Here is a 20474-nt window from a genome sequence, read left to right on the forward strand (position 1 = left end):
AGTCTATGAAGAAAATTGACAAGCTCGTACTGAAGTCGTTCTGGGGACCGTTCGTACTGACGCTTTGTGTGGTTATTTTTATTTTTTTGATGCGGCTGATGATGTTTTACATCGATCAGTTCGTCTCGAAAGACATTGATCTACTGGTTTTTGGCAAAATAATCGGTTATTTCAGTCTCATCACCATTCCCATTGCCCTGCCGCTGGCGGTGTTGCTCTCTTCGCTGATGACTTTCGGGAATCTCGGCGAATTCTTCGAACTGACGGCCCTTAAAAGCGCCGGAATTTCCCTCACCCGGGCCATGCGTCCCATGCTGATCGTAGCGACCGGAATTGCTATCTTTTCCTTCTGGTTCAATAACAAGGTAGCGCCCTGGGCCAACCTGAAAGGCTATAGTTTGCTTTGGGATATTAAATCCGCCAAAGCGACACTGAGTATAAAAGAAGGTATTTTTTACAACGACCTGCCCGGGTACAGCATCAAAGCTGATAAGAAGAACGGTGAAACCCTGCGCGGTATGGTCATCTACAAACACCAGGAAAGCGGGATGGAAACCGGAAACCGCGAGATCATTCTGGCGGATTCGGGGCGTATGTATACTACACCCGATAAACAATACCTGATCTTTGAGCTGTACAACGGCAACGATTATACCGAATACACCGACAATTCGAACGTGTCATATGCCAGTACCGGATCACAGAATCAGCTAGCCAAATTTCTGCGGAACGGGTTTCAACATTATAAACTCCGGATCAGCCTGGATTCATACGGTTTGAAGCGAACCGACGAGCAGCAGTTCGAGTACCACGAGTACATGAAAAACCTGGCCGAGCTGGCCACCCTGACCGATTCGCTCAAAAAAGACCTGAAGACGACCAAGGCCAGTACGGCGACGACCTCCCGGCAATACTACAGTTACCAGTTCAAACCGGCTCCCCCCGTCGTCACGCCCGTTGCGTCGACTACGGTCACAACTCCGCCAACGGTTCGGTCCGGCAACTGGATCGATTCGCTGCTGGCCCGGCCGGTCGAAGCCCGGATTAAGGGTGAAACCGTGGACATGGCGCTGTCGCAGGCCCGGAATATGCTGTCGTATGCCGAGTCGAATCAGACCTATTTAAAGGAAAAGCAGAAAACCGTCAACCGTTACGAACTCGAAAGCCACCACAAATTTACGCAGGCGATTTCCTGCTTCATCATGTTTCTGATCGGGGCACCGTTGGGGGCCATCATCAAAAAAGGCGGTTTTGGGGTTCCGGTGCTGGTATCGATTCTGTTTTTCATTCTGCTCTATGTCTTAACCCTGACCGGCGACAAGTACGCCAAGGACGATCTGATCTGGGTTCCGGCCGGTGCCTGGATGGCCAATGTGATCCTGCTGCCGATTGGGCTCTACCTCATGAAACAGGCCCGCAACGATTCCCGGCTGTTTGATAAAGATGTGTATGTCATCGGCTGGGAGCGGCTGAAAAAGCAATTCCAGTCCTGGCGGGCGGGTCGTTCGCAGACACGAGTTGCCTGAAATATTCTCAACCGGTTTTACCGGATATCCTAAAAAAATTTATAATTTTGCGTTTCATTCAATTATCCATTTGTTTTTAGCTGTCTGACGATGTATTTAAACACCGAAAAAAAGCAAGAAATCTTTGCTGCCCAGGGGTTCAAACGAACCACGGAAGACTCTGGGTCGGCTGAATCTCAGATCGCCCTGTTCACTTTCCGGATTAACCACCTGACAGAGCATCTGAAAAAGCACAAACATGATTACGGCACCCGCCTGGGCTTGCTGAAACTGGTCGGCAAGCGCCGTCGGTTGCTCGACTATCTGTATAAAAAAGACATTAGTCGGTACCGGGCCATCATTGCTGAGTTAGGTCTCCGGAAGTAAAAACTTCGTTCGAATCAGGGAATCCATCAAACAGGTTCCCTGATTTCATGTTTACGTACCAAGTCTCCCATTTTTGGTTCATTTATTCCGTTCGGATGGTCCGAACGAGCGGTCAGTGAGTAGAGTAGCTATTGTTGCGGTCTTTTCGTAGAAGCAATCGGTTGAAAAAGCGGCTGTCGCGGGTAATATTCTCTAGTATATGTCACAAATCATCACACACTCCACTAACCTTCCTGACGGACGAACGATTACCATCGAAACGGGCAAACTGGCCCGACAAGCCGATGGGGCTGTCGTCGTTCGATTGGGCGATACCATGCTGCTAGCCACCGTGGTATCGACGAAAGAAGCGAAAGAAGGCGTCGATTTTCTGCCCCTTTCCGTCGATTACCAGGAAAAATTTGCGGCATCCGGCCGGATTCCGGGCAGCTTTCAGCGCCGGGAAGGTCGGTTAAGCGATCACGAAGTCCTGATCAGCCGGTTGGTCGACCGGGCGTTGCGTCCGATTTTTCCGGAGGACTATCACGCTGATACTCAGGTGATGATCACCCTGATTTCGGCGGATACCGAGGTGCTGCCCGATTCGCTGGCGGCTCTGGCGGCTTCGTCGGCCCTGGCGGTTTCCGACATCCCGTTCAACGGTCCGATTTCGGAAGTCCGGGTGGCGAAAATTGACGGGGAATACCAGATCAACCCCAAAACCTCCGATCTGGAGCGGGCCACGCTCGACCTGATCGTAGCGGCTACGGCCAAAGATATCTGTATGGTGGAAGGACAGATGAACGAATGCTCGGAGCAGGAAGTCATCGAGGCTCTGAAAGCCGCCCACGAAGTCATCAAAATTCAGTGTGCTGCGCAGAAAGAACTGGAAGCTGCCGTTGGCAAACAGCAGAAGCGCGTGTACAGCCACGAAACGCACGATGAAGAACTGCGCCAGTTGGTTCGTGAACAGACCTACGACAAAGTGTACGCCGTAGCGCTTCAGCAGAACAAGAATAAGAAAGTGCGCAGCGAGTCGTTCAAGGCGGTTTTTGAAGAATTTAAAGCCACGCTGTTTCCGGAAGGTGAAGTTGATCCGGCCAAACTGACGCTGGCGAAGCAATATTTTCACGACGTCCAGTGGGAAGCGTCGCGTCGGCTGGTACTCGACGAACGGACCCGGCTGGATGGCCGGAAACTGGACGAAATCCGTCAAATCACGACCGAGGTGGATTACCTGCCGTCGGCGCACGGATCGGCGGTTTTCACGCGGGGAGAAACCCAGTCGCTGACGACGGTGACGCTCGGCACCAAGATGGACGAGCAGATTGTCGATCAGGCCATGTTTCAGGGGTTTGCCAAATTCCTGCTGCACTACAACTTCCCCGGTTTTTCAACGGGTGAAGTGAAACCGAACCGAGGAGCGGGTCGGCGCGAAATCGGTCACGGGAACCTGGCACACCGCGCCCTGAAGAAAGTGATGCCGCCGGATGCCGACAATCCGTACACAATTCGGGTAGTTTCCGATATTCTGGAATCCAACGGGTCGTCGTCGATGGCTACGGTATGCGCCGGTACGCTGGCGTTGATGGACGCCGGAGTGAAAATCAAAGCGCCGGTGGCCGGGATCGCCATGGGCTTAATCACGGATGAGGCCGGTAAATACGCCGTCCTGTCCGATATTCTGGGTGACGAGGATCACCTGGGCGATATGGACTTTAAAGTGACCGGTACCGAATCCGGAATCACGGCCTGCCAGATGGACATTAAAGTCGATGGCTTGTCGTACGAAGTGCTGGCCGAAGCGCTCGAACAGGCGCGGGTTGGTCGTCTGCACATTCTGGGCGAGATGAACAAGTCGCTATCGACGCCACGTCCGGACCTGAAACCGCATGCGCCCCGTGCGGTGACGATCAAGATCGACCGGGAATTTATCGGTGCCGTGATCGGGCCGGGTGGCAAAGTGGTGCAGGAAATCCAGAAAGAGTCCGGCGCTACGATCGTCATCGAAGAGAAGGACAATGCCGGTTACGTCAACATTTTTGCGACGAACCAGGTGTCGATGGATAAAGCTGTTTCGCGGATCAAGGGCATTGCCACGGTTCCGGAAGTCGGTGAAATTTACGACGGAAAAGTAAAAACCATCATGCCGTTCGGCGCGTTCGTGGAGTTCCTGCCGGGTAAAGACGGTTTATTGCACATTTCCGAGATCAAGTGGGATCGTCTGGAAACGATGGAGGGCGTTCTGGAGGTCGGTGAAGAAGTCCGGGTGAAGTTGATTGAAATCGATAAAAAAACCGGAAAATACCGTCTCTCGCGGAAGGTTTTGCTACCGAAGCCTGCGAACAAAAATCCGGCTTGATTTGTTACAATTTAGTGTATCGAATCAGTTTATGATTTCGTTACTAATTGGACTTGCAAGAGCATAGCGCCCGATGAAGTAGTATAAAAAACCGGACTGCGTTAGGCAGTATTCCGTACATGAGACAGCTAAAAATTTCCAAACAGATTACCAACCGCGAAAGCCAATCGCTTGACAAATATTTGCAGGAGATTGGTAAAGTGGACCTGCTAACGCCGGACGAAGAAGTACAGTTGGCCCAGAAAATCCGCGAAGGCGACCAGTTGTCGCTGGAACGGCTGACGAAAGCCAACCTGCGGTTCGTTGTCTCCGTAGCAAAACAGTACCAGAACCAGGGGTTGTCGCTGGGTGACCTGATCAACGAGGGAAACCTGGGGTTGATCAAAGCTGCCCAACGGTTTGACGAAACCCGGGGTTTCAAGTTTATTTCCTACGCCGTTTGGTGGATTCGTCAGTCGATTCTGCAGGCCCTGGCCGAACAGTCACGGATTGTGCGGTTGCCGCTGAACCGGGTAGGCTCACTGAACAAGATTTCCAAAACGTTCTCCGATCTGGAGCAAAAATTCGAGCGCGAACCGTCGCCGGAAGAACTGGCCGCCGTGCTTGAAATTTCGGCCGCCGAGGTCGTCGATACGCTGAAAATTTCGGGTCGGCATGTCTCGATGGATGCGCCATTTGTGCAGGGTGAAGAAAACAGCCTGCTTGATGTACTCGAAAACGACGGTGAAGACAAACCGGATTCCGGTTTGATCAACGACTCGCTCCGGAAAGAAGTGCAACGCGCTTTGTCGACGCTGACTCAGCGGGAAGCCGACGTGATAACGCTGTACTTTGGCCTGAACGGCGAACACGCCATGACGCTCGAAGAAATCGGCGAAAAATTCAACCTGACCCGCGAGCGGGTTCGGCAGATCAAGGAAAAAGCCATCCGGCGTCTGCGTCATACCTCGCGCTCGAAAGCGTTGAAGACGTATTTAGGATAAGACGGTATTCGGTTTATAGTATTCAGTATACGGTTTCTGAACACCGAAAACTGTAAACCGAGAACCGCCAACAGATCATCAAGCCGGGGATGCAGGGCAACTTTGCAGATCCGGCTTTTTTATTGCGTTTTTTCGGCAACTTAGCTTTTTATTTTTGTGGCTATTCATCAGCATGTCCTAAATCTGGTTGAATTGTGTGTTCGGAAAGGTGTCCGGCAGGCAGTGATTTCGCCCGGCTCCCGAAGCGCTCCGCTGACGCTAGCCCTGGCGCGGCACCCGGCAATGACAACGCGTGTGGTGGCCGATGAACGTTCCGCCGGTTTTATTGCCCTTGGAATTGCCCAACAAATCCGCCAACCGGTGATCGTAGTCTGTACATCCGGCAGCGCGGTTTACAACCTGGCTCCGGCCGTAGCCGAAGCGTATTTTCAGGAAATTCCGTTGCTGCTCCTGACCGCCGACCGACCGAAGGAGTGGACCCACCAACAAGATGGGCAAACCATTTACCAAACTGGCATTTTTGGCCAGCATGTCAAAAAGTCCTTTGAACTGCCCGCCGATTTTGTGCATCCCGACGCCAGTTGGTTTGCCGGGCGGGTTTCGAACGAAGCCATCGACCTGGCCCGGACCGAACCGCGCGGCCCGGTTCACATCAACCTTCCCCTGCGCGAACCGTTGTACCCCACCGGCGACGAAACGTTTCAATTTGGTCCGGTTCGGGTAATCGAGCAGGTTTCGGCCAGTCCGGTTTTGTCATCGGAAACCTGGCACCAGCTTCAGGATGAATGGGAATCGGCGGAGCGAAAACTGATTGCCATCGGGCAGGGGCCACACGACCCGGCGATGCTGGCGGTTCTGAAAAAAATAAGCGACGAATGGCAGATCCCGGTGGTGGGCGATGTGATTTCCAATCTGCCCCGCAATGGCGAATTTATCACCCAAACCGATGTTTTTCTTGGTGTCTCGGATGAAACCGTCAAGGAGAATCTGGTGCCGGATTTGCTGATCACCTGCGGGCAGTCGTTCATTTCCAAGCAGTTGAAGCTGTTTCTGCGCAACTATCCGCCCCGTCAGCACTGGCAGATTCAACCGCACCGACGATTGGCCGACCCGTTTCAGTCGCTGACCCGTCTGATTCCGCACGAACCGGTGGCTTTTTTCCAAAAACTCTTTTCGGATATTGATTATCAGCGGTTTGTCAGTAACGACCACGAAACCGACTCTGATGATAGCTTTCAGGAAAACTGGCAAACGCTCGACCGCAAAGCCAGACGGTTGGTGCAGCAGTTTCTGAACGACGATGCGGTTTTTCATGAATGGGCGGTGATCCAGCGTATCCTTGATGCACTGCCAACCAACAGCCAACTGCACGTCGCCAACAGTATGCCTGTTCGGTATGTCAATTTGAGCGGAATTTCTGAAAACCAGCGGGTTGAGGTGTTTGCCAACCGCGGAACCAGCGGCATCGACGGCTGTCTGAGCACGGCCGTTGGCGCGGCATTAACGACGGAAAAAATCGTAACCGCCTTGCTAGGCGATGTGGCTTTTTTCTACGACCGGAATGCGCTCTGGAATAACCTGATTCCGGCCAATTTGCGGGTTATCGTGCTGAACAACCACGGTGGCAACATTTTTCGGATCATCGATGGACCCAACCAGCAGCCCGAACTGGAGCCCTATTTTGAAACCAGTCAACCGCTGTCAGCCAGGAATACCGCCAAAGATGCCGGGTTATTCTACCAAAAAGTGACGTCTTTTGAGGAACTAGAAGCGGTTTTGCCCCATTTCTTTGCCGAAAGTGCAACGGGCAAACTACTGGAAATTGAAACCGACCGCCGAATCAACGCGGAACAGTTTCAGCGCTATAAGCAAATGGTGCAGGAGACCTTCCGTACGCCTTAGCGGCAAAACCGGTCGGCCAACTGCCGGGCGAGATCGTCGCCAGCCGATTTGCCGGTTTTCCACGCCTGACAGGCCTGGGCGGGATCATTGGCCAGTTGGTAGGCCTGACCCAGAAAACCGTATACGTTTTCCACCGACGGATCGAGTCGTTCGGCTTCTTTCAGCGCGGTAATGGCCTGATTGGCTTGCTGTTTCGCCAGGTAATACAAGCCCAGGTTGCGGTGAGCCCAGCCGTTCTGATCGTCCAGTTTCAACGATTGCTGGATGAATTTCAGGGCTTCGTCCGGCTGATTGGCTTGCAAGAGCAGATACCCTTTGTTGTTGAGGTAATACGGTTGTCCGGGTTGCAGGGCCAGCGCGCGGTCGATCAAAGGCAGCGCTTCCGCGTACTTCTGCTCCCGACCCAGCAGCAGGCCGAGGTTATTGAAGGCAAAATGCTGTTTCGGATCGAGTTGCGTAGCCGCCCGGAAATCCGCTTTTGCCAGTTCGTACTGTTTCTGGTTGAAATACAACACGCCCCGGTTGGTGAGCGCTTCGGCATTTTTCGGATTCAGTGTGAGCGCTTTTTCATACGAAGCTTGGGCCGCGGAGGTATTCTCTTGCTTGATCTGCAAATTGCCAAGCCGAACAAAATAATACGAAGAATCCTGATAAACCGATTGGATTTTTACCAGATCAGCGCTGCTACCGTTCAGATCGTTCAAATCCGACCGGACTTCGGCGCGGTTGAAATAGGCTTGCCAGAATTCGGGATCCTTTTCGATGGCCTGGTCATAATCAGTCAGTGCCCGTTGCGGATCACCGATTCGGTAATAGGCCAGTCCACGGTTGTTGTAGGCGTCGGCAAAGTCCGGATTTTTTTCGATAGATTCGTTGTAAAATCGGATCGCTTGCCGGTATTCACCGGTTTGATACAGACGGTTGGCACGCTGGAAAAAGACCACGGCTTCCTCGTTATTCGAATTTGAACAGGCAAGTAGAAAGAATGAACAATGAATAAAGAATAATGAATAGTGAATGGCGAATAATGAATAACGAAGGGGGCGGTTGGGGGATTGTCGGGTCATGGAATATAAAGTTGATACAAAATTAACCGTCTAACACTGTTAATCAGTAAAGAATGCGCTATTTGAAAGAAATTCCGCATCCGGCTTTTCGAGTTGGCCTGTATGCCTGGAACAACAAATACCTGATCAAGATCGAGGCTGGGATGTACGAACAGACGTATAAGATCAGTGAGATGGATGTTAGTTCCCCCGAGGAGGTGATTCGGCTGGTGGACGAACCATTTCTCCAGAGGGTGAACGAGCGCTTTGCCCAGATGCACGAGGATTTTACGAAAACCGTCGAGCGGCACGAGTTTGACTGAATTTACCCCCGACCGTCCTTTAGGGGGCCGGGGGTAAATTCAGCCATTTTCTGTATAACACCTGCTGTTCAAGGGTTGGGCTGGCAACCGGTTCTAAACGATAAGCAGCCAGTGGATTGCCGGTTAACGGGATCGACAATGTTTTGAGTTGTCCACTTCGGTTTATCAATACCGAAATCGTCGTGCCGGGGTGATACGTTTCCAGGACTTTTTCAAGATCGGCACCAATCCGCAGGTTGTCGATGGACAAAATTTCGTCGTTCACATTCAAACCGCTTGTCCAGGCTGGTGAGTCGCGCCGGATGGCCGAAACCGTAACTTTCCCGTCGGTTTGTTTCGTCATGGCACCCAGGTAGGCGTCCTGTTTGCTGGCGCTGGCATCCACGAGTTGGAGCCCGACCGGGTTGAAGAATGCATTGTAGTCGATTTGCTCGGTTCCGAACACGTAATTTCGGAAAAAATCGTCCAGTTTTCGACCCGCTACCGTTTCGACGGCGATCTGAAATTCGTCGTCGGTAAAACCGCGCTGAAGCTTTTTGTAGTACGTGCTATACAATAGCCGCATGACATCATCGAGGTTCTTCTGACCCTTGGTGTTCGAAACGATCGCCAGGTTGAGTAACCCGCCCAGAACGCTCCCTTTGCTGTAGTACGATACCGTACTGTTGACCGAATTTTCGTTCGGACGGTAATACTTGATCCAGGCATCCAGGCTGGATTCGGCAACCGACTGTACCCGGTTTCCCGGTAAATTTTCGACACCGGTGATTTCGCTACCCACCGAACGCAGGTAAGCATTGGAGGTTAGAAAACCGCTTCGCTGGAGAATGGCGGTCTGGTAAAAGCTCGTGATGCCTTCAGCTACCCACAGCAGATGGGTGTAATTTTCATTCTCGTAATCAAACGGCCCGAGGGCTTTGGGCCGGATGCGCTTGACGTTCCAAAGGTGAAAGTACTCGTGGGCCACCAGACTCAGGAAATTCTGGTAAAGCTGACCGTTGAGGAAGGCATTGCGGGTAATTTGCAGCGTCGTCGAATTGGCGTGTTCCAGGCCACCCCCGCCGGTTGGGGTTTGGTGGATAATAAAGGTATAGTCTTTACACGGGTGTTCGCCGATGACCCGAAAAGCTTCTTCGCAAACGCGCTTCATGTCGTCGGCCAGGCGGGCTTCGTCGTACAGCTTCTCGCCGTACATCGCCACCGTATGCGGAACGCCGGCCGCCGTGAACGAAAACGTATGGTGGTTACCGATTTCAATGGGGCTGTCGACCAGCACATCATAGTTAGTCGCTTCAAACGTATTGGATTGACCAGAAACAGCAACCAGACCGGTCGATATCTTTTTCCATTCCTGGTATGGCTGAATGACTATGCGATGCGGCAAATTGCGAAGCTGATCGACGTACAGGAAAACGCTCGCACCGTTCAGGTAGCCGTGCGAAGCATCGATAAAGCTGGTCCGGACGCTCAATTCATTGGCATATACCCTGTAGCGAATCGTGAGTTGGTTGGCCGTTGAGTAAACCCGCCAGGTGTTCTTTCGTATTTTTTCCGAGCGAACGGGCTGATTTCCAGCCGTGGCCCTAAACCCTTCCACGTTTTTGGCGTATTCGCGAATCAGGTACGAACCGGGAGTCCAGACTGGCATCTTTACATCGATGTATCCGGCAGTGGCATTCTTAGTACCCGTCGAAGCGTCGGTTAGCTGCATTTCCACCTCAAAATAATGCGTCTGTGGCTCGGGCATGGAGAGGGTGTACGCAACCGAAGCCGGGGCCGCTGGGGGGGGCGTTTCCGGCTTGGGAATGGCCGGGATGGCCCCGCTTACCCACAGGGGCAAACCGAGTAAAAAGAAAAGCCAATGATTTTTTTTCATACGGAAAATGCGTGTACTTTCGTTTTCAGATGGTGAAAACCCGTGCTTATAGCTTACAAAAGTAAGAATGTAACTACGATTCCGAAAATCTGTTTAACTCCAACGTATGCGTTCGAACCCGTTTGGAAAGGCCTTCCAAGTATCGGTTTTAGTCATTGGCTCGATCCTGTCGACGACCGTTTCAGCCCAGCGAACCCTCAGTTACACCGAACCCGACGCGCTGTTCCGGAACGGTCTGGAATGGTTCGAGAAAAATAATTATGCAGCCGCCCGGCAGGAATTTCTGCAGTACCTGGAACGGAAGAAGCCGATCACCAACATCAGCGACCAGAATGCTATTTCGGCCGAATACTACATCGCGTTGTCGGGATTGTACCTGGACTTGCCCGAAGCCGAGGTGCAGGTCGATCGGTTTGTGAAGAATCACCGCGAACACCCGAAAGCCGGGCTGTTGTACGGCGATCTGGGGAAATATTATTTCGACAAGGGCGATTACGACCGGGCGATCACGTTTCTGGAAAAAGCCCTGAAAAATAATTCCAATGCCGGTGGGCAGGCTGAAAGCAAGTACCTGCTGGCGATGGCCTACTATTCGAAACAGGACTTGCGGAATGCGCTGCCGTTGCTGAACCAGATCAAGCAGGATCCGGGTCTGGAGCAGGCTCCGGCGGCTTCGTACTACGCCGGGGTGATCAACTTTCGGCAGGGGAATTACCGGGAAGCCATTGCCGACTTCCGCCGGATTGAACAAAATCCGACTTACCAGAACGAGGTGCCGAACTGGATTGTGCAGTCGATGTACAAAGCTGGTCGGTATGATGATTTGCTGGCCTATGCTCAACCCCTTTTGCAACGAAACCGGGGCAACGCCACCCAACTGGCGGAAGTAGCGCTGTTTACGGCGGAGGTGCTCTACAAAAAAGGCGATTACGCCAAAGCGATTCCTTTTTATAAACAATATAGTAACATCAAAGGCCGCAGTGTTCCGTCCGCCGTCCAGTTTCGCTATGGCGACGCCTTGTTCAAAACCGGCGATTACCCGGGTGCCATCACGGCCTTGAAGACGGTTTCGGCAGGCAAAGACACCATTGCGCAGTATTCCGCGTACCGCTTGGGCATTAGCTACCTGCAAACTGCCAATCCGAGCTTTGCCCTGAATGCCTTCGACCAGTCGGCCCGGTTAGGTTTTAACAAAGCCATTCAGGAGGAGTCGGCGTTCAACCATGCCAAGCTGCAACTCGATCTGAACAATGGGGGCGAAGCGGTTCGGGAGTTTCAGGATTTTCTGAAGCGGTATCCGGACAGCAAGTTTGAGAACGAATCGAACGAATTGCTCAGTGAAGCGTATTTCTCGTCGAATAATTACGCCACCGCCATTTCGTACATTGAAGGATTGAAACGCCGGACTCCGCGGATCAATGCTTCTTACCAGCGGATTACGTACAACCAGGCTGTAAACGATTTTAATGCCGAACGCTATGAACAGGCGATTGTCAACCTGGATAAATCATTGAAATATCCCGTCGATACTGAACTGCGGAACAATGCCCTGTTCTGGAAGGCGGAAACCTACTCGGCCCAGAAAAGATACGATGAAGCCATTCCGCTTTACCAGCAGGTCATGCGCGGAAACGCCAACGCTGAGTTGCAGGGCAAGAGCTTGTACGCGCTGGGGTATGCGGCTTACAACAAAAAGAATTATGCCCAGGCCATTACGTATTTCCGGGATTTCATCACCAAATCCGGATCTTCGGACAAGCAGGCACTCGAAGATGCGACGGTGCGGGTGGCCGACAGTTATTTTGCAACCAAGAACTACAACGAAGCGATGCGGTATTACGACAATGCCATCGCGCAGGGTCGCATCGACCGTGATTATTCTGCGTACCAGAAAGGGATGATTCTGGCCTTTATGGAACGGGATGTGGAAGCCAAGGCCCAGTTTGAGCGGGTGCTGAGCCAATTCCCGAATTCGCGTTATGCCGATGATGCCCTGTTCCAGATGGCGAATGTCGATTTTGAAAAAGGGGCGTACCAATCGGCGATTCGCGGCTTCAGCCGGTTGATCAACGACAAACCGAAAAGCTACTTGATCCCGGCTGCTTTGCTGAAACGGGCAACGGCCAATACCAACCTGCAATTGTATGAACCGGCTATACAGGATTACCGCCGGATTCTGGATCAGTTCGGCGGCAGTCCGTCGGCTTCCGGAGCCCTACTCGGGTTGCAGAACGCCCTGAGCGATGCCGGCCGCGCGGAGGAGTTTAGCAATGCCCTGTCGAGCTACAAGAAAAATAATCCGGGTAATACGGATCTACAAAAGGTTGAGTTTGAAAATGCTAAAGGCTTATATTTCAATGAAAAATATGTTCAGGCAATTCCGACCTTACAAGCGTTTATTGACGACAATCCATCGAGCCTGCTAGCGTATGAAGCGCGGTATTACCTGGCCGATTCGTATTATCGTTCCGGCGATCTGCCTAATGCCCTTCGGTATTTCTACACCGTGGTCAACGATAACAAGTCAGATTTTGTAACAAGGGCGGCTTCCCGGGCGGGTGATATCGAACGCCAGCAGAAGAACTATCCGCGTGCGATTCGGAACTACCGGACGGTCATGGTGCAATCTCGGAGCAAGAACGAACAGTCGCAGGCTGTGCTTGGGTTGATGGATACTTATTACGCAATCGGTAATTACGACTCAACCCAGGTCTTGGCCCGCGAGGTATTGTCGATGGGAAACGTCGTGCCGGGTGCCCAAAACCGGGCTCAGCTCATGCTGGGTAAAGTAGCGTATGCGAAAGGGGATTTCAAACAGGCGACGACCGAGTTCGAGAAAACCATCGCCCTGGCGAAAGATGAACAGGGGGCCGAAGCCAATTACTGGATCGCCGATATTTTGTACCGAAATAAAAAGTACAAAGAATCCATCGATGCGCTGCTGCGGTTTAACTCCGATTTTGCGCAGTTCGATTACTGGAAAGGCAAAGGATTTATTCTGGTAGCCGATAACAACGTAGCGCAGAACGAAGTCGCGCAGGCTAAGGCTGTATTGAATTCGATCATCGAAAATGCGGAGAACGAAGAGATCATCGCCGAAGCCAAGCAAAAGTTAGCTGCCCTCGACGCGAAGAACTAAGGCTCAGCATCACATCATTACCATCATTTAAATCGTTTATCCGAACCGTTCGGGTTCAAACTGAATCGCTACATGTTCGTCCCCAAATCGTCTCTCGATCACCTGGCTTTGATTTCATTGGTAACCGGTAGTCTGCTGTTCACGACGGTTGAGGCCCGGGCGCAGCAACCCCAACGCCCGCCCGTGCGGGAAGGCGAAGTCGATGACCAGGAGATTACCATCGAGAAGAACCGGAAAATTGAAATGCCGCCCGCCAACCGGCTTTTCAACAAAATTCCTTCCGTCAAACCATCAACCGAGCAACGCAAGCTGACGTATGAGTTCAACGACCGGAGTTTGTCGGTGGGCGATCCGAAGCTATCGCCTTCGGCCCTGCCCATTCCGGCAGCCCAGGCCGAGCAACAGGAATTGTTCAACAACTACGTCAAAGCCGGTGCCGGGAATTACGGAACTTTCTACGGCGAAGCGTTTGGGAGTGGGCAAGTCATGGAGAACATTGCCGTGGATGGCTCATTCAAACACCTCTCGTCGTCGATGGGACCAGTGGATGGCAAAAACTCGGCGACCGGCGAAAACCGGCTCAAGCTGAATGGGAGTTACCAAACCGATGCATTCAAACTAACGGCCAACCTGGGCTACGACCGCGAAGCGTTTTATTTCTACGGCTACCGGCGACCCCAGGAAATCGACCGGGAGTCGATTCGTCAGGTGCTGAAGACTTCGCAGTTCCGGCTGGGAATTGAAAACGTCGACCCCGAGCGGGCGATCGACTACTCACTAAAAACCGGCATCATCAATCTGTCGGATAATTATGAAGCGACCGAACTCGACTGGGGAACCAACCTAAAAGGATCGGTGGGCATTTCGGATAACTTTGTCGCACTCTTTGCCGCCGATGCCTATGTGACCCAACGGACGGACGGGCCGGTCGATAACCGAAATTTGTTCCGCGTAAAGCCGACCTTTAAATATTCAAATTCGTTGCTGACCGTTACATTCGGGGTTAACGCTGTTAACGAATCCGATAAACGGCTGGATATCAACCGGACGCGGGCTTTTCCGGTGTTAGACCTGGATGTGGTTCCGGCTGGGAATATTCACTTTTTCGCTGGAGTCGATGGCGACATCAACCGCAACACGCTGCGCAGTTTATTGAACGAAAACCGCTGGCTGGCTCCGCAAACCGTGTTGGCCAACACCGAAAAAACCTGGGATATTTACGGCGGGAGCAAAGGCGAACTCGGGGGCGGTATTTCGTACGAAGGGAAAGTCTCGTATGCCCGGTATCGCAATTTTTACGGTTTCAACAACACCTGGCCGGACACGTCTCAGTTTTTCGTGGTGTACGACGGGAACCGGTCGCATGTGCTGACGGTGACGGGTCAGGTGGGGTACACCTATAAGGAGGTTTTCCGCTCGACGCTTCGGGCCGACTTCTACGACTACAGCCTGAGCCGGATGGAAGAAGCCTGGCACCGCCCGACGGTTACGGGTTCGTGGTCGAATTCGTTTATTGTGAATAAAAAATTATTCATCACGGCGGATTTGTACCATTATCAGGGCATAAAGGGAAAAAACTTTGTTACTAATCAGATTTTCACCCTTCAACCCATCTGGGATGTTAACCTGAAAATTGACTATTTCCTGGGAAAACAGGTTTCAGCGTTTGTTTCGTTAAATAACATTACCGGCCGTAATTATCAGCGCTATTTGTATTATCCGCAACAAGGGCTTAACTTTCTCGGAGGATTGTCGTACAGCTTCTGACACGCCTAAACCGAAATGCCCATGACACCTGTATCGGATTATCTCAAAAAACTGCTGTTTCAGTACGATTGCATCGTGGTTCCCGAGTTGGGAGGCTTCATTTTGCACTACATTCCGGCTACTTTTGTGGAGAGTACCGGTCTGTATATGCCTCCCCGGAAGAAAATCGCTTTCAACGAAGCGCTGAAGCTGGACGATGGCTTGCTGATCAGCTACCTGATGTTGCACGAAGGCTGTACGCGGGAAGAGGCTTTACAGGAAATCCGTCAGTTTGTCGATCGTTTAAAAAAGGAGGTCCGTCAGCAACGAATCTTTACGTTAGAAGGACTGGGCTTATTCTCGGAAAATGAGGAGAATAAACTTCAATTTGACCCCGAAATTCGACATAATTTTCAGGGCGAATCCTACGGTTTTCAGCCCGTACCGGCCCAGTTGGTGAACAGCCTCGAGGTCGCCGAAAAACCGGTTGTCGACTTGCTGAAACCGGGTAAAGAAAGCCTGATAGCGGTCGAAGCGGAGGAAGTACCCTCGACAGTGGTGGAATTGCCCGTCACCCGAAACCGGCGTCAGTACCTGGCCTGGGCGGCTGCGGTACTCCTGATTTGTTCACTGGGCATCGTCTCGGTTCAGAAATCACCATCGTTGGTTTCAAGTCTCAACCCTTTTGCGCTTTTTGTTCCCGACGATAAGGCTCTGGCAGAACCTGTGACGGAAGTTCCGGCGGCTCGTGTTGAAACGCCTGAAACAAAACCGGTCGTCGTTTCAGTTGCGAATCCGGCTTCGGTTCGTGAACCGGCAAAACCGGCCGTGGTTGCTGAGTCGGGGGCTCTGGTAGTGGAAGTGAAAAAGCCGGAGACGTTTTACCTCGCAATTGCGGGGAGCTTTGCCAGTAAAGCCAATGCCAAACGATTGATGCGCCGGTTGCGCCGAAACGGTTTTGAGACCGCGTACATTTTGCCCCAGTCGAAATCGAAAGAACTCGTGAAAGTCGCTGCGGTGGGGTCGGAAAACCGGGACGAAGTGCTGGCATCGCTGGAGACGGTCAGCAAACTGTCGGGCGCACAAGCCTGGGTGCACAAGATTGACCAGTGATTACGGTGATTGAAATGATAGTGTTGATTTTTATGAGATAAGTAGGAAGGCGGCCTTTGGGTTGCCTTTTTGCATTGATGAACCTTAGATTCCAGGAAATCGTTTTATTTTTGCCGGGGCCGGACAATACACGACACCGGTTTTTCCGTTAATGCCTAAACACTGCATCCATGAATCGCACCACCTTGGAAAATGAGAACGAATACCGGGTTACGGCGCTGGCTGGGTCGTTCGCCATCTGTGCCCTGTTGTTTTTCCTGCTGTTGTATATCCGGCTGTGGCAATCGATTCCCGATCCTCCGCCAATTCAATACGTGGATGTCAACTTCGGAACAGATCTGATCGGAAGTGGCTCCATTCAGACGTATAACAAGGCCAGTGATTCGAAGAATAAAGAGGATGTGAAAAAGGAGGAGGATAAACCGAATCCGAAAGTTACCACGACCTCACGGGTGGAAAAAACGCCGACGTCTCCGGTTCCGAAAATCGCAGATGCCAAACCAAGTAAGGTAGTGACTGAAAAACCGGATATCGCCAGCAAACTGGAAAGCCCCGTGACGGTTCCGGAAAAAGCCGAACCAAAGAAAACCGAAGCCGCTACGACACCGAAACCAACACCAGCCCCGCCGAGAGCCGAACCGGTTGCCGAACCGAAGAAGGTGGACGCCAATGCGTTATATAAAAAAGCACCCGCCGGAGGATCGAACGGGACTGTCGGGAAAGCATCCGGCGTAGGAGGGAACAACAATGGGGACGATGCTTCGGGGGTTGGTGATAAAGGAAATCCGGATGGTAACATCAACGCCAAGCAATTCTATGGTACGCCGGGAGGGAGCGGTTCCGGAGTTTCGCTGAATATGGCGGGTTGGCGCCTGGCCAGTAGCCGGATCGCTCAGGATAATTCCGGGGAAAGCGGTAAAATTGTGTTTGAAATCAAGGTCGACGACAAAGGTGATGTTACTTACGTTCGGGTAAGAGAAACGCGATTAAGTCCAACGGTGACCGAATTCTATAAACAACAGGTGTACAAATTGCAACTGGTACCCAAAGGATCGTCGGCTCCGCCAATTTCCACCGGTACCTACACCATCAATATCCGATCTAATTAGTGCCGAATGACGTATTCGGAAACCATTGACTACCTGTATGCACAGCTCCCGGTTTTTCACCGCGTAGGAGCGAAGGCCATCAAACCAGGCCTGGGCAACATTCTTCAGTTTTGTGCGTATCTGGGTAATCCGCACGAGCAATTTAAAAGCATTCATGTAGGCGGCACAAACGGCAAGGGCAGTTCGTCGCATATGCTGGCGGCCGTGCTGCAATCGGCCGGTTATAAAACCGGTTTGTATACGTCGCCCCACCTCAAATCGTTTACCGAACGAATCCGGATTGATGGTCTGCCTGTTCCGGAAGAGGAGGTGGGCAGCTTTGTCATGAAGCATCGCGCGTTTATCGAGGATTTGAAGCCTTCTTTCTTTGAAGTAACCGTTGCCCTGGCTTTCGACTACTTTGCCCGTCAGAAGGTCGATATCGCCGTTATAGAGGTAGGGTTGGGGGGGCGTCTCGATTCAACGAACATTATCACCCCGCTCGTTTCGCTGATTACGAACATTGGCTGGGATCACAGCGATATCCTGGGTGATTCACTTTCCAAGATAGCTTACGAAAAAGCCGGGATCATCAAACCGGGGGTGCCGGTCGTCATCAGCGAACGCGATCCCGAAACAGAGGATGTTTTCCAGCAAAAAGCGGAGGAGGGTGAAAGTCCAATTCTGTTTGCGTCAGATGGTGTTTTTACCATTTCTGATCTTGGCGTGAGTGCCTCGGGACGGCGGGTATTGGTCAATAACCGGGATGGGATGGAATCTCCCCTTCCTCTGCACATTGGTTTGCTGGGGTCGTATCAGCTAAAAAACGTAGCGGGGGTATTGACAGTACTTGATGCACTGAAAAATTATTTCGTTATTTCTCAAATCGCTATTGAAACCGGCCTGGCCGGGGTGGTTGAATTGACCGGGTTGAAAGGTCGTTGGCAGATTTTGCAGCAAAATCCGACGGTTATCTGTGATACCGCGCACAATGAACCCGGTTTGCGCTCGGTATTGGAATCGTTGCAGTCGGTTCCGCACCGCAAATTGCATCTGGTGGTGGGCTTTGTGAAAGATAAAGATCTGTCGAAGGTAATTCGGTTGTTTCCAATCGATGCTGCCTATTATTTTTGCCAGCCAGATATTCCGCGGGCGCTGGAGGCTTCCCATCTAGCGGAGGATTTTCGAGCATTGGGGTATTCCGGGACGGTTATTGAAGATGTAAATCAGGCCTTGCAAGCTGCGCTCCAACAGGCAGAACCGGAAGATTGTATCCTTGTTACCGGCAGCACGTATGTTGTAGCCGAATTAAATCAATTATAAACGTGAGTAGGAATAAGTTAGCCCGTTTTGAGCACAATCGGCTGAGCCCGAATGTCCTGGAACCGGGTAAAGCGCTTTTTGAATCGATTAAAGGAAACTGGCACCGGGATTATTTCCAGAATGCCAACCCTATCGTGGTCGAAATCGGGTGTGGACGGGGTGAGTATACCGTTGGTCTGGCCCGGCATTTCCCTCATCTAAATTTTATTGGTATCGACAAAAAAGGCGATCGAATTGCGCAGGGGAGTATGCGGGCGCTGGAAGGCGGTTTGACGAATGTGGCGTTTCTGCGTACGGATGTCTTTCGGTTGCTGGAGTTTTTTAGCAACGATGAGATTCAGGAAATCTGGATTACGTTTCCGGACCCACAGCCGAGAGTCAGCCAGGTCAAAAACCGCCTGACCGGTCCGCGGTTTTTACCGCTCTATCAGCAAGTGCTTTCGCAAGGAGGAACCCTGCACCTAAAAACCGATCATTCCGATTTTTTTGAGTATAGTATCCAAACGTTGTCAGCGTACGGTTTTCAGGATATGGTAGCTACCGACGACTTGTATGCCTCCGAAATGAACAACCTGCATTTGGGAATCAAAACCAAATACGAAGAGATCTTCACCCGAAAAGGCTTTTCGATAAAATATTTAAAATGCAAAAAGGCGGGGTAGTTTCCCGCCTTTTTTGTCGCCTTATCTTACTATATTACAATTTAGCGATCAGGTCAGCAATCCGGCTGGAATAGCCAAATTCGTTGTCGTACCAGCCAACGATTTTCACCAGCGTTCCGTTTGCTGAGGTTAGTTTCGAATCGAAGATACAGGAACTAGGGTTTCCAACGATGTCGGTTGAAACGATTTCGTCGACACAATACTCCAGAATTCCTTTTAACGGACCTTCTGCGGCTTCTTTCATTGCGGCATTAATTTCTTCTTTCGTCGCTTCCCGCTTCAAAATTGCCGTCAGGTCCGTTACCGAACCATCCGGAATGGGCACGCGAAGGGCGTAGCCGTCTAGTTTTCCTTTCAATTGTGGAAGGACTAAGCCAACGGCTTTAGCAGCACCGGTCGAAGTCGGAACAATTGAAAGAGCGGCTGCGCGAGCCCGGCGCAGGTCGGAGTGAGGAGCATCCTGGAGATTCTGATCAGCAGTGTAAGCATGAATCGTTGTCATGTACCCCTTTTCTATGCCGAAAACATCGTCCAGTACTTTAGCCATCGGAGCGAGGCAGTTTGTCGTACAGGATGCGTTAGATAGGATGGTTTCGGTACCCGTCAGGGTATCTTCATTTACTCCCAAAACAACCGTTGGAATGTTCCCTTTGGCGGGAGCGGAGATTACTACTTTTTTGGCACCTGCGGTCAGGTGTTGACCTGCACCTGCTTCATCGACAAATCGTCCGGTAGACTCCAATACAACATCGACGCCTAAATTAGCCCAGGGCAAAGCTTTAGGATCGCGTTCGGCATAAGCGTGAATACGAACTCCGTTGATGGTTAAACTATCGCTGTCAGACGCAATTTCGCCTTGAAACTTACCGTGAACGGAATCATATTTCAGCAAATGAGCTAATGTTGCATTGTCAGTAAGATCGTTGATGGCAACAATTTCTACATTTTCTTTTTCTAGAAGTCTTCTGAAAGACAGCCGGCCGATACGACCAAAACCGTTAATGGCGACTTTAATTTTGCCCATTGTTTGTGAATAATTA

The 20474-nt window shown here is 51.5% G+C and carries 15 protein-coding genes; 12 read left to right on the forward strand and 3 right to left on the reverse strand.

Translation table 11 applies throughout. The annotated features are described in order from the left end of the window. Window positions 1-5 precede the first annotated feature (5 nt). The 5 genes from ACO2Q8_RS18750 (at window position 6) to menD (ending at window position 7118) form a co-directional block, all read left to right on the forward strand. Entirely contained in the window at window positions 6-1526 is a 1521-nt protein-coding gene (locus ACO2Q8_RS18750; protein WP_423346379.1) for an LptF/LptG family permease, read from the forward strand. A gap of 90 nt (window positions 1527-1616) precedes the next feature. Beyond that, window positions 1617-1892, forward strand: coding sequence for a 30S ribosomal protein S15 (rpsO, locus tag ACO2Q8_RS18755; protein WP_379841009.1), 276 nt, complete (start codon window positions 1617-1619; stop codon window positions 1890-1892). 199 nt (window positions 1893-2091) lie between these two features. Beyond that, window positions 2092-4233: a polyribonucleotide nucleotidyltransferase gene (gene pnp, locus ACO2Q8_RS18760; RefSeq protein ID WP_423346380.1), complete on the forward strand. Its 2142-nt coding sequence runs from the start codon at window positions 2092-2094 to the stop codon at window positions 4231-4233. Window positions 4234-4352: 119 nt separating this feature from the next. Then, entirely contained in the window at window positions 4353-5216 is an 864-nt protein-coding gene (locus ACO2Q8_RS18765; protein WP_038118528.1) for a sigma-70 family RNA polymerase sigma factor, read from the forward strand. Between the two features lie 156 nt (window positions 5217-5372). Then, window positions 5373-7118 (forward strand): 2-succinyl-5-enolpyruvyl-6-hydroxy-3-cyclohexene-1-carboxylic-acid synthase, encoded by a 1746-nt coding sequence (gene menD / locus ACO2Q8_RS18770; protein WP_423346381.1) that lies wholly within the window; start codon window positions 5373-5375, stop codon window positions 7116-7118. Here menD and ACO2Q8_RS18775 read toward each other — a convergent pair. Next, window positions 7115-8185, reverse strand: coding sequence for a tetratricopeptide repeat protein (locus ACO2Q8_RS18775; RefSeq protein WP_423346382.1), 1071 nt, complete (start codon window positions 8183-8185; stop codon window positions 7115-7117). The genes menD and ACO2Q8_RS18775 overlap by 4 nt on opposite strands. Before the next feature lie 53 nt (window positions 8186-8238). On the opposite strand from ACO2Q8_RS18775, the gene ACO2Q8_RS18780 reads away from it, so the two are divergent. Next, window positions 8239-8487: a hypothetical protein gene (locus ACO2Q8_RS18780; protein WP_423346383.1), complete on the forward strand. Its 249-nt coding sequence runs from the start codon at window positions 8239-8241 to the stop codon at window positions 8485-8487. 19 nt (window positions 8488-8506) lie between these two features. On the opposite strand, the gene ACO2Q8_RS18785 is transcribed toward ACO2Q8_RS18780, so the two are convergent. Beyond that, a complete protein-coding gene (locus ACO2Q8_RS18785) occupies window positions 8507-10363 on the reverse strand; it encodes a M61 family metallopeptidase (protein WP_423346384.1) in 1857 nt (618 codons plus the stop codon). A gap of 106 nt (window positions 10364-10469) precedes the next feature. On the opposite strand from ACO2Q8_RS18785, the gene ACO2Q8_RS18790 reads away from it, so the two are divergent. The 6 genes from ACO2Q8_RS18790 to trmB all read left to right on the forward strand — a co-directional run bounded on the left by ACO2Q8_RS18790 (window position 10470) and on the right by trmB (window position 19434). Then, window positions 10470-13502: a tetratricopeptide repeat protein gene (locus ACO2Q8_RS18790; RefSeq protein WP_423346385.1), complete on the forward strand. Its 3033-nt coding sequence runs from the start codon at window positions 10470-10472 to the stop codon at window positions 13500-13502. A gap of 72 nt (window positions 13503-13574) precedes the next feature. After that, on the forward strand, window positions 13575-15269 hold the full coding sequence (locus tag ACO2Q8_RS18795; protein ID WP_423346386.1) for a TonB-dependent receptor: 1695 nt from the start codon (window positions 13575-13577) through the stop codon (window positions 15267-15269). 21 nt (window positions 15270-15290) lie between these two features. Continuing rightward, window positions 15291-16361 (forward strand): SPOR domain-containing protein, encoded by a 1071-nt coding sequence (locus ACO2Q8_RS18800; RefSeq protein WP_423346387.1) that lies wholly within the window; start codon window positions 15291-15293, stop codon window positions 16359-16361. A gap of 170 nt (window positions 16362-16531) precedes the next feature. Then, complete coding sequence (locus tag ACO2Q8_RS18805; protein WP_423346388.1) at window positions 16532-17470, forward strand: hypothetical protein; 939 nt, start codon at window positions 16532-16534, stop codon at window positions 17468-17470. A gap of 6 nt (window positions 17471-17476) precedes the next feature. Beyond that, window positions 17477-18772: a bifunctional folylpolyglutamate synthase/dihydrofolate synthase gene (locus ACO2Q8_RS18810; RefSeq protein WP_423346389.1), complete on the forward strand. Its 1296-nt coding sequence runs from the start codon at window positions 17477-17479 to the stop codon at window positions 18770-18772. 2 nt (window positions 18773-18774) lie between these two features. After that, complete coding sequence (gene trmB / locus ACO2Q8_RS18815; protein WP_423346390.1) at window positions 18775-19434, forward strand: tRNA (guanosine(46)-N7)-methyltransferase TrmB; 660 nt, start codon at window positions 18775-18777, stop codon at window positions 19432-19434. A 34-nt stretch (window positions 19435-19468) separates the two neighbouring features. Here the strand turns inward: trmB and gap are convergent, their stop codons facing one another. Then, window positions 19469-20458 carry a type I glyceraldehyde-3-phosphate dehydrogenase gene (gene gap, locus ACO2Q8_RS18820; protein ID WP_423346391.1) on the reverse strand — a complete coding sequence of 330 codons (990 nt, stop codon included), beginning with the start codon at window positions 20456-20458 and terminating at the stop codon, window positions 19469-19471. Window positions 20459-20474: the final 16 nt, after the last annotated feature.

This window comes from Larkinella sp. VNQ87 (genome assembly GCF_049445795.1).
Taxonomy (GTDB): domain Bacteria; phylum Bacteroidota; class Bacteroidia; order Cytophagales; family Spirosomataceae; genus Larkinella.

Bases quoted from the DNA above. Each gene is read 5' to 3' on its own strand.
- ACO2Q8_RS18750 (WP_423346379.1), top strand. From the start codon at position 6: ATGAAGAAAATTGACAAGCTCGTACTGAAGTCGTTCTGGGGACCGTTC.
- rpsO (WP_379841009.1), top strand. From the start codon at position 1,617: ATGTATTTAAACACCGAAAAAAAGCAAGAAATCTTTGCTGCCCAGGGG.
- pnp (WP_423346380.1), top strand. From the start codon at position 2,092: ATGTCACAAATCATCACACACTCCACTAACCTTCCTGACGGACGAACG.
- ACO2Q8_RS18765 (WP_038118528.1), top strand. From the start codon at position 4,353: ATGAGACAGCTAAAAATTTCCAAACAGATTACCAACCGCGAAAGCCAA.
- ACO2Q8_RS18775 (WP_423346382.1), bottom strand. From the start codon at position 8,185: ATGACCCGACAATCCCCCAACCGCCCCCTTCGTTATTCATTATTCGCC.
- ACO2Q8_RS18780 (WP_423346383.1), top strand. From the start codon at position 8,239: ATGCGCTATTTGAAAGAAATTCCGCATCCGGCTTTTCGAGTTGGCCTG.
- ACO2Q8_RS18785 (WP_423346384.1), bottom strand. From the start codon at position 10,363: ATGAAAAAAAATCATTGGCTTTTCTTTTTACTCGGTTTGCCCCTGTGG.
- ACO2Q8_RS18790 (WP_423346385.1), top strand. From the start codon at position 10,470: ATGCGTTCGAACCCGTTTGGAAAGGCCTTCCAAGTATCGGTTTTAGTC.
- ACO2Q8_RS18795 (WP_423346386.1), top strand. From the start codon at position 13,575: ATGTTCGTCCCCAAATCGTCTCTCGATCACCTGGCTTTGATTTCATTG.
- ACO2Q8_RS18800 (WP_423346387.1), top strand. From the start codon at position 15,291: ATGACACCTGTATCGGATTATCTCAAAAAACTGCTGTTTCAGTACGAT.
- ACO2Q8_RS18805 (WP_423346388.1), top strand. From the start codon at position 16,532: ATGAATCGCACCACCTTGGAAAATGAGAACGAATACCGGGTTACGGCG.
- ACO2Q8_RS18810 (WP_423346389.1), top strand. From the start codon at position 17,477: ATGACGTATTCGGAAACCATTGACTACCTGTATGCACAGCTCCCGGTT.
- gap (WP_423346391.1), bottom strand. From the start codon at position 20,458: ATGGGCAAAATTAAAGTCGCCATTAACGGTTTTGGTCGTATCGGCCGG.